The organism is Cnuella takakiae, from assembly GCF_001953305.1.
Classification (GTDB): domain Bacteria; phylum Bacteroidota; class Bacteroidia; order Chitinophagales; family Chitinophagaceae; genus Flavisolibacter; species Flavisolibacter takakiae.
On record NZ_MTFE01000010.1, the window covers coordinates 1,772,466 to 1,787,206 of the forward strand.

At 49.6% G+C, this 14,741-nt stretch carries 9 protein-coding genes; 7 read left to right on the forward strand and 2 right to left on the reverse strand.

From position 1 onward, the window contains the following. Window positions 1-253: 253 nt before the first annotated feature. Window positions 254-1,105 carry a helix-turn-helix transcriptional regulator gene (locus BUE76_RS07885; protein WP_073043782.1) on the reverse strand — a complete coding sequence of 284 codons (852 nt, stop codon included), beginning with the start codon at window positions 1,103-1,105 and terminating at the stop codon, window positions 254-256. 84 nt (window positions 1,106-1,189) lie between these two features. Here BUE76_RS07885 and BUE76_RS07890 point away from each other — a divergent pair, with 84 nt between their 5' ends. After that, complete coding sequence (locus BUE76_RS07890) at window positions 1,190-2,356, forward strand: 3-keto-disaccharide hydrolase (protein ID WP_073043784.1); 1,167 nt, start codon at window positions 1,190-1,192, stop codon at window positions 2,354-2,356. A 600-nt stretch (window positions 2,357-2,956) separates the two neighbouring features. On the opposite strand, the gene BUE76_RS07895 is transcribed toward BUE76_RS07890, so the two are convergent. After that, window positions 2,957-3,685 (reverse strand): GntR family transcriptional regulator, encoded by a 729-nt coding sequence (locus BUE76_RS07895; RefSeq protein WP_073043786.1) that lies wholly within the window; start codon window positions 3,683-3,685, stop codon window positions 2,957-2,959. Window positions 3,686-3,939: 254 nt separating this feature from the next. Between BUE76_RS07895 and BUE76_RS07900 the strand changes: the two genes are divergently transcribed. The 6 genes from BUE76_RS07900 to BUE76_RS07925 all read left to right on the forward strand — a co-directional run bounded on the left by BUE76_RS07900 (window position 3,940) and on the right by BUE76_RS07925 (window position 14,706). Beyond that, on the forward strand, window positions 3,940-5,760 hold the full coding sequence (locus BUE76_RS07900; protein ID WP_073043788.1) for a class I mannose-6-phosphate isomerase: 1,821 nt from the start codon (window positions 3,940-3,942) through the stop codon (window positions 5,758-5,760). Window positions 5,761-5,963: 203 nt separating this feature from the next. Next, complete coding sequence (locus BUE76_RS07905) at window positions 5,964-7,415, forward strand: sugar porter family MFS transporter (RefSeq protein WP_073043789.1); 1,452 nt, start codon at window positions 5,964-5,966, stop codon at window positions 7,413-7,415. Between the two features lie 94 nt (window positions 7,416-7,509). Beyond that, a complete protein-coding gene (locus tag BUE76_RS07910; protein WP_216820640.1) occupies window positions 7,510-10,671 on the forward strand; it encodes a SusC/RagA family TonB-linked outer membrane protein in 3,162 nt (1,053 codons plus the stop codon). 22 nt (window positions 10,672-10,693) lie between these two features. Beyond that, on the forward strand, window positions 10,694-12,310 hold the full coding sequence (locus BUE76_RS07915; RefSeq protein WP_073043793.1) for a RagB/SusD family nutrient uptake outer membrane protein: 1,617 nt from the start codon (window positions 10,694-10,696) through the stop codon (window positions 12,308-12,310). A 26-nt stretch (window positions 12,311-12,336) separates the two neighbouring features. Next, on the forward strand, window positions 12,337-13,461 hold the full coding sequence (locus BUE76_RS07920) for a SusE domain-containing protein (protein WP_073043794.1): 1,125 nt from the start codon (window positions 12,337-12,339) through the stop codon (window positions 13,459-13,461). A 45-nt stretch (window positions 13,462-13,506) separates the two neighbouring features. Beyond that, a complete protein-coding gene (locus BUE76_RS07925) occupies window positions 13,507-14,706 on the forward strand; it encodes a glycoside hydrolase family 76 protein (protein WP_073043796.1) in 1,200 nt (399 codons plus the stop codon). The last annotated feature ends 35 nt before the right edge of the window (window positions 14,707-14,741 follow it).

The following is a 14,741-nucleotide window of genomic DNA, read 5'->3' on the forward strand; positions in this document are numbered from 1 at the left end:
AATAGTAAATTCTCCAAGTGGTCGCAGGAGTCCGGCTCATTCGTATGGTATTTCAAATACCAGTTTAACAATCAGAAAGTACAAACGAGATTAGGTATTATGAATTTAGTCCGTTTGCAACGCGCCGGTTTTTATAATTTTAAAAGCAAGGGTGCGACAACCAGCTGTATGTTCAATGGGGCTATTGTAAGAATAATTATTGTGTCAGGATAAAACAGTCCTGTGGCTGTCAACAAAGACCTTTTTCATTTTCTCAGAAAGCTTTATCCTTCCTGAAACTACCAGGGGAGCACCCGTAATATTTACGAAAGATTTTGGATAAGTGACTTTCATCCGTGAACCCATATTCAAAGCTTATGGATGATATGGTTTTGTCGCTGTTCTGCAGGGCATTTGCTACCAGGCTCAGTTTGTATTTTACAATGTATTGCTGCAGCGAGTCCCCGACCTGTTTTTTAAAGTAGGTGCTTAAATAAGTAGGGGCATAATTGAATGCTTCCGACAGGCACTCCAGCTTCAACTTTTCCGGGTTGGAAATATTTTGCCGTATATAGATCAGCAACCTGTCAACCAATGGGGCAGGATGAAGTTTTCTGTCCGCAAAGTTGGTTTGCCGGATAAGGTTCCTGGCCAGGATGCTTGATAATGCTTTCATGAGGCTTTCCATGATCACTTCATAAGCCTCGTTATGCTTGTTCCGGTATTCGTAAATAAGTACGGTAAGCAGGTTGTCAAGCACCATTTTTTCTTCTTCGCACTGTACAATACTGCCATTCGACTGGTATCCGGATGTGTATAACGAATCGATCACCTGCTGCCAGTGTTTGTGCTTTGGAATACCGGGTGCTTTGACAAAGCTTTCTGTAAAACGTATGAAGGCAAAAGTTGTGGAGACTTCAATATTGAAATGATGATAATCTTCCGGTCCCAATAAAAAGATGTCCCCTTTCCGGTAGGGCAGGGTGTTGCCGTTCAGCATGTGCCAGCCACTGCCTTCCCGTATGAAAATAATCTCGAAGTAGGTGTGATTATGAGTTGGATGAATCCATTCCGATGCTTCAAAGCAATAGATGTCAAAAGGTTCATATCGGACATAGCGTCTCATAAGGTATGAATCTACCGAAATATGATAGATTTATACCAGTAAGGACCATGGGTCTAAGGATAGCTTTGGCAGAAATATGATTGTATGACTGCTCAAAAACCCTTCACGGATCCCCTTAGGAGCCTTGGAAAGGAAAGCTCCGGGAGGGCTTTTCCTGCCTTTCCGCTTCACGCCCTGATAGTAGCTTTTTTCTGTTTTGTCCTTGCGCCATCCTATGCCCAGCTCCCGGGTGTGGGCCAATGGAAACCACTTTTTAACGGCAGGGACCTGAAGGACTGGGAAACCTACCTTGTGCCTTCTGTGGCTGCTGCAGACCAAACACCCATTGGCCTGAACAAGGATCCGCACGGGGTTTTTACGGTGGTGGACGGAGGGTTGCGGATCTCCGGGCAGGACTGGGGCGGCATTATGACAAAAGAGTCATTTAGCAATTACCACCTGCGGTTCCAGGTTAAATGGGGGGCAAAGAAATGGGCGCCCAGGGAACAGGTGGTGCCCGATGGCGGCCTTTTATTTCACTGCTCTCTCCCGTACGATTATGGCTCCAAATGCTGGATGCGCAGCCTGGAACTACAAATCCAGCAAACAGATATCGGGGATTACCACAATGTAGGTGCAGGTATTCCGGAAATTCAGGTAAGCCCGTCAAAGGATGACGGCGATGTGGTAGACCAGTACGATCCAAACGGACCCTTCAAGCACACGGACAAGCGGGTATACCGGTCCGCAAATTTTGAAAGCCCTGAGGGGCAGTGGACAACCGGCGAGCTGGTGGCCCGTGGTGCTGATGCCGTTTTTATTGTAAATGGATTTGTGGTTAACCGGCTGTACAACATTTATCGGGAAGACCTGCATCAGCAAACCACCGGGGGGCGGATACAGTTCCAGAGTGAAGGAGCGGAGCACTTCCTGAAAAATATCGAATCCAGGCCGATCAACTTTCATCAAAATGGAGTCCCGGTATTAAGCAGTGCTGCAGGAGAACTGGTCTTTAAAAAAGGAGAGCGAAAGGAAATTGTTATCACCAATAAAGGTGATGCAGTGGAAATCATTGCCGCTGAGCTGTTGGGTAAGGATGCCGGCCGCTGGTCACTGAAACTGCCCGTCTTTCCTATAAACATTGAAAAAGGCAAATCCATCACCATTCAGGTGGAGCTGAAGGAGGCAGGGATGGGTGCAGGCGACAATAAGTTGAAACTGGAAACGCTGCTTGGTCCTGTGAAGGATTTTGAGATCCGGCTAAAGGGATAGTTTGCATGTACCAAGTGTGCAAACCCAGGTTTCGTACTTGGAGCTGGGAGCAAAACCGGACAAACATTTTAAAGCCCGCAAAATCCATGATTTGCGGGCTATTCGTTTTATCCCATCGCCCATCAAAGGAATACAACCTTCCGGTGGGCTGTTGGTAGATACAACAGCTTGCTTACATCCGCTAGAACTATGACCTTAACCAGTGGTGCGCAACCTCTTTGTGTTTAGTTGCAACACCAATGGGTAGCAACTAAGGCTATTGTTCAAAAGAAGCAATAAGCCATCTGCTCGGCAGCGGCATAACTTAACAGGACCCTAGAATGATGAAAGATTGCTTGATATAAGATCATTTTCAAAGGATCGACGCGAAGCCATCAAGGTATAGCTTGTATTGGCCGAAGTTTGGATTGTAGCCTTCGATAGATTTTTCCTCTTTTGCTTCCAATGCTTTACTTCAGTATTTATTAGAAGATCATATCCAAAACTGGATAGTTTTAAAATAGGGTGGCACATCTGGCATGTTCCAGTGATAGGTTATTTTTTATAAAGAAATTGGAAGTAGAAACGAAAGGTTCGATTGAAGCATCAGGGGAAAAGACCTCACCGGGTACTCTCCACAGTATAAACAAAGCTGTCCGCTTTATAATATCCCAGGTTGTATTCAATGGGTCTCTCTCCCTGGTCAAATACATAGCGCTTGCGGAAAAGGATCGGGCTGTCAACAGCAATACCTAGTTTTTCCGCAATAAAAGGCTCGGCAGCTTTGGCACTGATCTCTTCTTTCGAAAGGGCTGCAATAACAGAATAATCCGTTTCGAGAATCTCGTACAAAGGCCGTTTAAAATCCTCGTTGCCGGTAAGCCCGATGCGGGGGTGGAAATAAGAAACGAAATAAACAAATGGCTCTTCGGTCTTGCCGCGTACCCGCTCCAGTTTTAAAATCTTACGATCTGTTTTTATTTCAAAAAAATTAGCCAGTGCCTCATCCGGGTACACCCAGGTGATGTGCAGTTCAAAGTTTTTGATGGGGATGCCCCGCACCTTCATTTCCTGTGAAAAGCTTAGCCAATTGTTTGATTTGGAACTCACCGGTGCCGGTGCCACCTTGGTGCCAATCCTTTTCTTGCGTACCAGCAAACCTTCGGAAACCAGGGTATTGATGGCCTGCCGGAGCGTGGTGCGGGAGATCGCCAGTTTTTTTGCCAGTTCTACTTCGTTGGGCAGCAGTTTGCCATTCTGGTACTCTTCTCCGGCGATGATTTCCCGCAACAGGGTTTCGGCCTGTTTGTGCAAAGGATAAGAGCTTTTGTGGTCTATGGCATAGCGCATTTTGGAAGATTGTACTGCAATATTATCAATTTATCCCTATTTGTCTATGCATTTGTTCAGACCTGTTGTAAGAACAACTCAATGATTTATAGTTAATTAGCTTTGATGAGCTGGTTGTCTCTAAAAAAAATTCGGCACAAAAGTTAATATGTATGGACATTACGACATAATTTCACTTCTACAACGATCTGCTACCTGTTTTGGTTCACCCCGCAATACATCGGCGATCGCTCACCACACCATTTGTCGTCCATATGAACAATGACCTGACCAGTACGAATACAGACCGAAAGATGAAGCCGGCTGCCCCCCAATTGCGAAAAACCGCGCAGTACCTGATGCCGGTACAGCTTACCAATAACGAGTTGAAGGATAGTGCATATGATATTTATCCCTTCCATTCAGTAGGCGATCATAAAATTTTCAATGGTTATGATGCACTTGCACAGTGGATCTGCGGGCAAAAAACCGTACTGATAGATGGTTATGTAGGTGTGTATTGGGATAAGGTGCAAGCGGCCCTGCAGCATTGTTTTGATACCGCCGGCCTGTCGGTAAAGTGGGTGCAAACTGACGACTTTTTAAAAGCACCAGCGGTGATAGAGGCCCTGGTGCAGCCTTACCTGGGCACCTATGACTCCGTGTGGGGTTCTAAATGCTCCTTATCCTTAGCTGATTTATACGACCAGCAAGGTTTCAAAGAGGCCACTCCCGAGGGTGAATATAATATCAACATCGTTATAGGTACCGGGGCCGCTTTATGCGGGTGGAAAGCCCCGCTTATTTACATCGACCTTCCCAAGAACGAGATCCAGTTCAGGATGCGTGCCGGGTCGATTTATAACCTCGGAAGCAATGAGGTGAACGAGCCTTTTTATAGTTACAAGCGCTGCTACTTTGTGGATTGGGTGCTTGCCAATAACCATAAAAAAGCTTTGCTAAACCGCATTGCAGTTATTGCCGATGGACAATGGCTCGATGATATCAATTGGATGCATTGGTCGACGCTTATGGAAGGGCTGGACAAGATCAGCAAGTCCCTGTTCCGCGTACGGCCCTGGTTTGAACCCGGCGCCTGGGGCGGGCAGTGGATCAAAAACAAGATTCCCGGCCTGAATAAAGACGTTGTAAACTATGCATGGTCATTCGAACTGATTGTGCCCGAAAACGGGTTGGTATTTGAAAGCAGCGGCTACCTGCTTGAGGTGTCCTTCGACTTCCTGATGTTTGCGGGTAATGAGGCCGTCCTTGGCCGCCATGCCGCAACCTTTGGAGATGAGTTCCCCATCCGCTTTGATTTCCTGGATACGTTCGACGGCGGTAATCTTTCCATTCAATGTCATCCCTCCCGCCAATATATCCAATCGCAGTTTGGTGAAATCATCACGCAGGATGAAACCTATTATATCCTGGATTGCCAGGAAGACGCACAGGTGTACCTGGGTTTCCAGGAGCACATTGATGCAGATGAATTCTACACGGCCCTGCAGGCCAGCCAGGAAGAGGGTATTGAACTGGATATAGAAACCTTCGTACAAAAGCATCCCGCCCAAAAACACGACCTGTTCCTGATTCCCAACCAAACGGTGCACAGTGCAGGCGCCGGAAACCTGGTGCTTGAAATCAGTGCCACGCCCTACATCTTCACCTTCAAAATGTACGACTGGCTGCGGCTGGACCTCGATGGTAAACCCCGCCCCATCAACCTGGAGCATGCATTTAACAACCTTGACTTCAGCAGAAAAGGCGACAGGGTAAAACAGGAACTGCTGTCGAAACCCTATGTGCTGGAGCAGGGCGCAGATTATCAACTGGTACACCTGCCCACCCACGCGGAACATTTTTACGATGTACACCGCATCGAGTTTTCGGGTTCAGTAAATATTGATACGGAAGACCGGTGTCATGTACTGATGCTGGTGGAAGGTAGCGCTGTTGCAGTGCAGACAGCCGATGGCACTGCGCAACAATTTGCCTACGCAGAAACTTTTGTCATCCCGGCTGCGGCACAATCCTATCAACTGGTTAACCGCGGTAAAGGCCTGGCAAAAGTGATCAAAGCATTTTTGAAATAAAACGGAATGCGGCTTTCCATCAAGCTGTTTTCAAATAACTGTTCCGTCTTCAGGTAACCTGTTTTATAAAAACCGGCGCTCTTTATACCCAATCATCAGTCACTGCATAAGTGGTGCCCTGGTGCAAATAAAGTAGCCGCTTCTTAACTGCTGGAAGATAGCAGACGACAAGTTCTGATAAGTACCAACAACTCTTTTAAACCATGCGTACGATTGCTATAGCTAATGAAACAAATGCTTCACACAAGGGATACCTTTTTCTTGTGTCCTTTATTGCAGCATTGGGCGGGTTCCTGTTTGGTTTTGATACGGCTGTCATATCCGGTACCATCAGCCTGGTTACAAACGATTTTAGCCTGAACGCTGTGAGCGAGGGCTGGTTTGTAAGTTGTGCCCTCCTGGGGTGCATTCTGGGTGTGAGCGTTTCCGGTAAGCTGAGTGATGCTTACGGCCGTAAACTCGTGATGATCCTCTCGGCGCTTTTGTTTCTTTTTTCTGCACTTGGCTGTATGCTTGCGGAATCGTTTACAGCGCTGATCCTATTTCGTTTGATCGGTGGTTTGGGCATTGGTGTTGCTTCCATGGTTTGTCCGCTGTATATATCGGAGTTTGCCCCTTCCCGCCTGCGCGGTACGATGGTATCCTTGTACCAACTGGCCCTGACCATTGGTATTGTACTGGCTTATTTTTCCAATGCTTACCTCGCCAACAATGCCGCCAAAACCTTCGGGAGTGCGGCTACCCAAAATATCTTTTCCGACGAAGTGTGGCGGGCCATGCTGGGCCTTGGCGCAGTGCCGGCCATCATATTCCTGGTTTGCCTTTTTATTGTTCCGGAATCACCCCGGTGGTTGCTGTTGAAAGGCAGGGAAGAACAGGCTAAAGCCATTATTACCCGGCTGGACGGCACCGACGCTGCGGCGAAAGAAGTAGCCGCATTTAGAAAAGAAAGCAAGCAGGATGAGACCTCTTTCAGTGAATTGTTCAAACCCGTTTACCGCAAGGCGCTGTTGATTGGGCTGCTCCTGCCTTTTCTATCGCAGGTGTGCGGCATCAACGCAGTGATCTATTACGGCCCACGCATCCTGGAACAGGCAGGGTTTACGCTGAACAGCGCCCTGGGCGGTCAGGTTACCATAGGCCTGGTAAACGTGGTCTTTACCTTCATCGCCATTTTTACCATTGACAAATGGGGACGGCGGCCCTTGCTGTTTGCCGGTGTTGGCGGCGCTGTATTATCCCTGCTCGTTATCGGGGTGCTGTTCGCTTTGGATGTTACCTCCGGCCCTTGGATACTCATCTCCATTCTTGCCTTTATCGCCTGTTTTGCTTTTTCCTTCGGCCCGGTTTGCTGGGTAGTAGTAGGAGAGATCTTCCCGAATGCTGTTCGGGGCAGAGCCGTTGCGCTGGCAACGCTTTCCTTATGGGTCGGTAATTTTTTGGTAGGCCAGTTAACACCAGCCATGCTCGAAGGGCTGGGCTCCGCATGGACCTTTTGGATCTTCGCCCTCTGTTGTTCGCCGGCATTGTGGCTTACCTGGAAACTAATCCCCGAAACCAAGGGCCGCTCACTGGAAAATATCGAAGCATACTGGAAAAATGCGCACCACAAAAAAGCGCCTGGATACACCGCAACATCAACCATAAAACAATAAAAAACGCAACCCTTACCGGCCTGTACAAGTGGTGCCTGCAACACCGAACGGTCTCCTGGAAAAAAGCGCCTAAAAACTTATTTAAAAACGCCATATGAGTCCAAGATTATCAAACACGCAAAGCCAGTTATCCTTGTTGCGTAACAGGCAACTCAAAACAACACTGCTGATGGTGCTGGCCCTTTTCTGCTGGCTGGCCGATGCACAAGCCAAAGACAACTACAAGGAACGGGATCATAAGGGGAATTTTGCAATCCCCATCACGGGCCAGGTTGTTGACAGCAGCGGCCAGCCCCTGCAGGGTGTGAGTGTCAGCATTGCCGGCACCACGGTTGGTACCGTTACCGATGCCAACGGCAGGTACAACCTCAATGTCCCGGATAATTATGCAAGCCGGAGCTTAACCTTTTCCTACACCGGCTATACCAGCCAGGTTATTGCCATTGGTACGCAAAGAGAAATCAATATCACCCTTGCCAATAGCGCAGGCACTTTGCTGAGCGACGTGGTGGTGGTAGGATATGGCACACAGCGTAGGGGATCGCTGACCGGTTCCGTAAACCAGATATCATCGAAAAGCATCGAGAACAAACCCGTAACCAATACCCTGCAGGCATTGCAGGGTGAGTCGCCCAACCTGATCATCCAGCAACGCGATTTCAATCCCGGCAGCGGCGTGAACATCAATATCAGGGGCCTGGGCACCCTGGGTGATAATACACCGCTGATCGTCATTGACGGCATCGTTGGCGGCAATATCAACACCATCAACCCGAACGATATTGAAAGCGTGTCGGTATTGAAAGACGCAGGATCGGCTGCCATTTATGGTTCCCGTGCAGCAAACGGTGTGTTGTTGGTTACTACTAAGTCCGGCCGTAGAAATCAGAAAGCTACCATCGCCTACAATGGCAATGTTGGCCTGCAGGAACCAAGGGTACTGGTAAAAAAAGTGAGTGCCTGGGATAATGCTTATTATAAGAACCTGTCCCTGATCAATTCGGGATTGCAGCCCATTTATACGCCACAGGATATACAGAACCTCAAAGCGCAGGGAAATGGCACCTGGGATATAGAGCACCTGTTGAAGAACGCCCTGTTTCAAACCCATAACCTGAGCATCAGTGGCGGCGGTGAAAACAGTTCCTATTTTATCTCGGGTGGTTACCAGAACCAGGGCAGCAATTTTATCGGTAATGGCGGCAGTGGTGCGGGCTTTGGATACCAGAAGTATAACCTGCGTTTGAACCAGACCACCATTGCGGGCAGGTTCCGGGCTAATGTGATCCTGAACTATACCAAAACACGCAACAAAACCAACAGCGTTGGCGACAACAACATCTTTGCCGACGCCAACAGGGTGCCGCTGAACTACAGCTGGAAAGACTCGGCGGGCAATTACCTCACCAACCCGGTGGCATCGCAGTATAACGAGTACGGTGTGTTGGAAAAAGGTGGTTACAACCAGTCGGATGTGGATGAAATATTTGCCAACCTGAATGGCCAGTTAACCATCACCAAAGACCTCAAGCTCACTGGTGTATTTGGCGGTACCATTTTTAACGGCAATAATTTTTACCGTCGGATACAGGTTGATTTTCTACCCGCGGGTGTATATGGTAATGACCGTGCGGTGTCGGATAACAACTTCAAGAACCTACAGCTCAACACCCAGCTGTATGCAGAGTACACCAAGACTTTGAATCAACACTACTTCAAAGTGTTGCTGGGCGGTTCGAATGAAAACTATACGGGCCGCGGGTTTTCGATTGAAAGAACCCTGACCGACCGGTTCCTGGGAACGCCTACCACCGGCACCCTCATCACCCCGGGCAATTCCAACAACAGTGTGGGGGTGGATGCCACCAGTCTGAGCTCCTTTTTCGGAAGGGTAAACTACTCGTACAAGAACAAGTACTTGCTGGAAGGCAACTTCAGGGAAGATTTCTCTTCCAAGTTCGCCAAGGCAAACAGGGCAGCTTTCTTCCCCTCCATCAGTGCAGGTTGGTTGCTGTCGCAGGAGCCATTCATGGACCGGATCAACAGGAGCGTCAACAACCTGAAGCTGCGTGTTTCGTACGGCTCGCTGGGCAACCAGAGCGTAGGGTCTTATCAGTACCAATCTACCTATTTCAATTACCAGAGCGCCTATGCTTTTGGCGGTAATGTAGTAGGTGGTGCCGGTTTCAGGCAGGGCAACCCGGATATTACCTGGGAAACGGCAACCACCTTCAATGCAGGCCTGGATGCGGGTTTGCTGAATAATAAACTGACCTTTTCTTTCGATTACTTCAATAAGGTAACCGACAATATTCTGCAGCCACGCGAAGATGTGCCAGCTATATATGGTGCCGGCTTCCCTGCCTTCAATATCGCCAAGGTGAAGAACTCGGGTTATGAGTTTACGTTGAACTACAACCTGAATAAGCGAGTAGCCAGTCATATATTCAGCTTCAACTTTGCTGATAACAACAACGAGCTGCTGCGCCTGAATTCGGCAAAGGCCGAAGAGATCAGGAACCAGGATGTGTTCTCGCTTATCAGGAGGGTTGGATCGCCCATCACGCAATACTACGGCTACCAGGTGGCTGGTATTTTCCAAAACACCGAGGAGATCGCAAGATCGGCAAAGCCTGCAGGTGCTGATGTGGCTCCCGGCGACCTCAAATTCAAAGACCTGAACAACGACGGCAGGATCGACGATGGTGATAAAACCGTACTGGGTAATCCTTTTCCGCGGTACACCTTTGGCTTTACCTACCGGCTTGCGGTGAAAGGATTTGACGTGCAGATTTTTGCACAGGGTGTTGGCAAAAGGGACGCCTTCCTGAGGGGCGAACTGGTAGAGCCTTTTCACTACAACTATGGCCAGACCATCTACGAGCACATGACCGATTCCTGGACCCCTGCCAACCCCAATGCCAGGTATCCCAGGTTTGCCAACATCGGGTCGGCGTCCAACAACAACAACTGGCGCACAGGCTCCGACATCTATAAGTATGATGCTGCCTACATACGCCTCAAAAACGTAAACATCGGTTACACCCTGCCTGCAGCCATGACCCAGAAATGGGGCATGCAACGCTTAAGGGCTTCCCTCATCGGGCAGAACCTGCTTACCCTCAGCAAACTCAGTTTCATCGATCCGGAGACTTCCGAGTTTGGTAACGACCTCAATCTCGGTTCCAGCTCCAACAGTGCACGCAGTTACCCGCTGCCCGTGTTTTATGGTGTGGGTCTCGATATTACTTTCTAACGATAACGCAAACAAAGAACAAATGAAATTCTCCAATAAAATATACGCCGTGGCCATTGCTGCCCTGTTGGCAACAGGGTGCCGGAAACTGGACCTGGCACCTACCGATACTTTCTCGGACCTGACCTTTTGGGGTGTCAACGAAAACGTGAACAATGCCCTGAATAACAACTACAGCCTGTTGTACAACAGCGACCTCTATTTTTACAACGAGGCCCTGTCGGACAATGCTTATTCCAATACCGGCGACTACAATGTGATACCTGCTGGTTTGTACACCCCTTCGCTGAGTAAGTTCCGGAACGACTGGTCTTACTACTACAGCACCATCAAATCCTGCAACCTGTTCCTGGAAGGTGTTGACCAGAACAAATCCTTGCCTGCCGCAACCATTGAGCGGATGAAGGCCGAAGTGCGCTTTATCCGGGCCTTTGCCCATTTCAACCTTACCAAATGGTATGGTGATGTGCCGCTGGTAGATCGCAATATCTCACCCGAAGAAGCGCAGCAGATACCCCGTTCGCCCAAGGATGCCGTAGTGAAGTTTATCGTGGATGAACTCACAGCAGTAGCGGCTATCCTTCCTTCAAAGAACGGGTACGACGCCGGCGACCAGGGCCGCATCACCAATGCGGCGGCTGTGGCTTTGCAGGCAAGGGTGTTGTTGTACCAGGGCAACCGTATGGCCGAAGTTGTCACCCTCTGCGAGCAGCTGATGAACAATCCCAATACCTATGGCAGCTATTCGCTTGCCCCTAGCTACAGCGGCCTGTTCAACGATCCTACATTAAACAAAACGAATCCCGAAACCATTCTGGCGCTTCAGTATGCACTGCCTACCCGTACCTGGAACCAGTTCTGGGACTTTGCACCCCGCTCGGTGGGTGGCCGCGTAAGCTCGATGGCGCCCTTGCAGTCGCTGGTGGATAACTACATCATGCTGAATGGAAAATCCATCAATGAAAGCGGTTCGGGTTATGATGAGAACAACCCTTACGCCAACAGGGATCCACGCTTAACAGCTACCGTGGTTTATGACGGTTATCGCTGGACGGGTAATGGCATCACCAAAACCATCTATATCAAGCCTGGTTCCGATCCCGACCGGTCGGCGCTGGATGAGTACAGCCTTACCGGGCAGGGTACCAAAACCGGCTACTACTGGCGTAAGTACTACGATCCCGCTGCACTGGCCAATTTCGTATCGGGCAATAACCTCCACCTGATACGTTTTGCCGAAGTGCTCCTGATGTATGCCGAAGCCAAACAGGCTTTGGGCCAGATGGATGCAGGGGTTTGGGATAAAACTATCAGGGCCTTGCGTGCAAGGGCCGGCTTTACCGATGCTGCTGCCCTGAACTACCCGGGTAATACAAATATGACCAATATCATCAGGCAGGAGCGCAGAACTGAGCTGGCCATGGAAAACCTGCGGACAGACGACATCCGGAGGTGGAAGATCGCTGAAGTGGTGTTGAATGGCTGGGCACGCGGTGCCAGGTTTGGCAGCCCCAGTGTAGACAATGGCTATATCAGGGTTCAGGACCGCAAGTTCGACCCGGCTAAGAACTACCTCTGGCCCATACCCGCTTCAGAACTGAACCTCAATAATAAACTCCAACAAAACCCCGGCTATTAATCCATAGCCTACTTAATAGCTTCTATATGAAAAAGAGTTTGGTATACTTCAGTGTGGCCCTGCTGGCACTGTTCACAATAACATCCTGTACCAAAGAGGTGCGGGACCTGGATACATCGCTCACCCCTGTTGGCCGTTTAAGTGCGCCAACCGATTTGTCGGCCATTAAGCTGGAGCCTGCAACCGGCGCTGATCTTGTTTTTGAATGGACAGCTGCGCAAACTGCAGACAGCGGCCTGATCCTGTACGAGCTTGTTTTCGACAAGGCAGATGGCAATTTTAGCAACCCCATTTACAGAACTGTTTCCGATGGTTCGGGCGTAGAAACCAGGGCATCGCTAACCCAAAAAGACCTGAACAAGGTGGCGGCCCTTGCTGGCGTTGAATCATCCAGTGCAGGCAGGGTTAAATGGGCCGTTATGGCATCCAAGGGCACCAATGCATTGTTGAGTGCGGAAACACGCACCCTGCAGGTGGAGCGGCCAGCCGGCTTTGCCATTGTGCCCGCTACATTGTACCTGTATGGTACGGCCACCGAAGCGGGCAATGACATTACCAAGGCCATCCCCCTGAAGAAAGTGGAAGAAGGCGTGTATGAGTTGTATACTTCATTGCAACCTGGCAGTTACCTGCTTACCGAAAAGCCGGAAGCTGGCGCTGCGCAATATTTTGTTGATGCAACCGGAATGATCAGGGCCGGGACTACTGCTCCGGCACTTAACGAAGCAAAGAAAGTATACCGTTTACGTTTTGATTTCAACGTGGCCACTACCAGTGCTACAGAGATCCAGGGCCTGGGTTTGTTTATGTCGGCATACAACACCGAAATCGGCCAGCTCACTTATGTGGGCAACAGTACCTGGGAAGCTGCACGGATCCCGGTTGAATTCTTCCAGTTTTCCTGGGGTCGTGATGAACGCTACAAGTTCATCTTGCGCACGGCAACAGGCAATGAATACATGGGCAGCCAGAATGCCAACAATGTGCAACCTGCCGGCCAGCCAAGGTCTTATTTCTCGCTTGTTCCGGTAAGCAATAACCAATGGGATAACACGTATAAGTTCGATCCCGCAGCCGACAGGAAAGACGTAAAGGTAAGTGTATCATTCAAAGCCGACGGGCCCTACACCCATACCATTACCGTTCTGTAATTGGTGCATTGGCTTTTCAATAGAACCCTGGTTAAACAAAACAGCATGAAAATTTCATTTTGGCTTATAGGAATGGTGGTGTTGGCGGCTTCGTGCAGTAAGCAGGATGTGGATCCGCCGCCAACCCCGCCGCCCGTTGATACCATTCCCACAACTACTGTTTCCTATCTGCAGCTGGCAAAAGAAACACAGGCATTTGTTGCCGGCAACCTGCTGACGCAGTATGGCAGCTACCGGGCCAACACTACCTCGCATTCAAACGTAGCTTACGAATGGTACAATGTAAGCCAGGTATATGCCGATGCCGCCATGATCGGTGCAGGCGATGCCGCTTACTTAACACCCATGAACAAGACCTTTCAATGGATGGAAAACATGTGGGATAAAGCCGACCCCCGCGGCGGTTATTTTGCCCAGACCAACCTGGATGGCTCCGGTGCCGGTGGCGACAAGTTCGTAGATGATAACGGCCTCACCGGCATGGTGTTTCTCGAAGCCTATGACCTTACTACAGGTGCGGACAAACAGGCTTACCTGGACAAGGCAAAAGCCTGCGGCGATTGGATCATCAGCAGCGGTCTTTGGGATGATACCTATGGCGGTGGCTTCTGGTGGAGCACGGAAAAAACCTTCAAGCCAACACAGGCAAACGGTGTGGCCCTGCAGTTGTTTTTGCGCTTGTATCAAATCACGGGGCAAACCATCTACCGCGACTGGGCCAAACAGGTGGACGCCTGGCTGGTAGCCAGGATGTATGATCCCGCCAAGAAACTTTATATCTGGAAGATCGACGGGCCGGGTGCGGGTACCAAACACATGGAATTGTTTACCTACGACAACGCGGTGATGGTAGAAGCCAACCTGCTGTACAGTACGGTGCTGAGTGATAACAATTACCTCAAAAAAGCGCAGGCATTGGGAGCGGCAATGAATACCACGCTTTGGAACCCTTTGTACAAAATGTACGTGTTCAATACCGACCCGACCCAAAATAGGGTGAACCCCGCTTGGTGTGCCTGGGGCTCGCAGGGCATGATCCGGTTGTACGAAGCGGATAAGGATGCCAAATGGCTCACCTATGCAAAAGGGAATATCGACGGCCTTAATAAGGCCTGCCGCGATGCGGCTACCAAGGGATACTATTTCTTTGCCCGGATGGACGGTGGAGACCGGTCGCCGGAACTGGAAGGTGTGGACCAGGCCTGGATGCAACGGGTGCAGGCGCTAATGTCTAAGTACAGGTAAAAATCAGTGATTGCGTTGGTGGTGTGCTCCTCGGA

What these genes read in the sequence shown, in the direction of transcription:
- BUE76_RS07885 (WP_073043782.1), bottom strand. Translation starts at nt 1,105, where the DNA reads ATGAGACGCTATGTCCGATATGAACCTTTTGACATCTATTGCTTTGAA.
- BUE76_RS07890 (WP_073043784.1), top strand. Translation starts at nt 1,190, where the DNA reads ATGACTGCTCAAAAACCCTTCACGGATCCCCTTAGGAGCCTTGGAAAG.
- BUE76_RS07895 (WP_073043786.1), bottom strand. Translation starts at nt 3,685, where the DNA reads ATGCGCTATGCCATAGACCACAAAAGCTCTTATCCTTTGCACAAACAG.
- BUE76_RS07900 (WP_073043788.1), top strand. Translation starts at nt 3,940, where the DNA reads ATGAACAATGACCTGACCAGTACGAATACAGACCGAAAGATGAAGCCG.
- BUE76_RS07905 (WP_073043789.1), top strand. Translation starts at nt 5,964, where the DNA reads ATGCGTACGATTGCTATAGCTAATGAAACAAATGCTTCACACAAGGGA.
- BUE76_RS07910 (WP_216820640.1), top strand. Translation starts at nt 7,510, where the DNA reads ATGAGTCCAAGATTATCAAACACGCAAAGCCAGTTATCCTTGTTGCGT.
- BUE76_RS07915 (WP_073043793.1), top strand. Translation starts at nt 10,694, where the DNA reads ATGAAATTCTCCAATAAAATATACGCCGTGGCCATTGCTGCCCTGTTG.
- BUE76_RS07920 (WP_073043794.1), top strand. Translation starts at nt 12,337, where the DNA reads ATGAAAAAGAGTTTGGTATACTTCAGTGTGGCCCTGCTGGCACTGTTC.
- BUE76_RS07925 (WP_073043796.1), top strand. Translation starts at nt 13,507, where the DNA reads ATGAAAATTTCATTTTGGCTTATAGGAATGGTGGTGTTGGCGGCTTCG.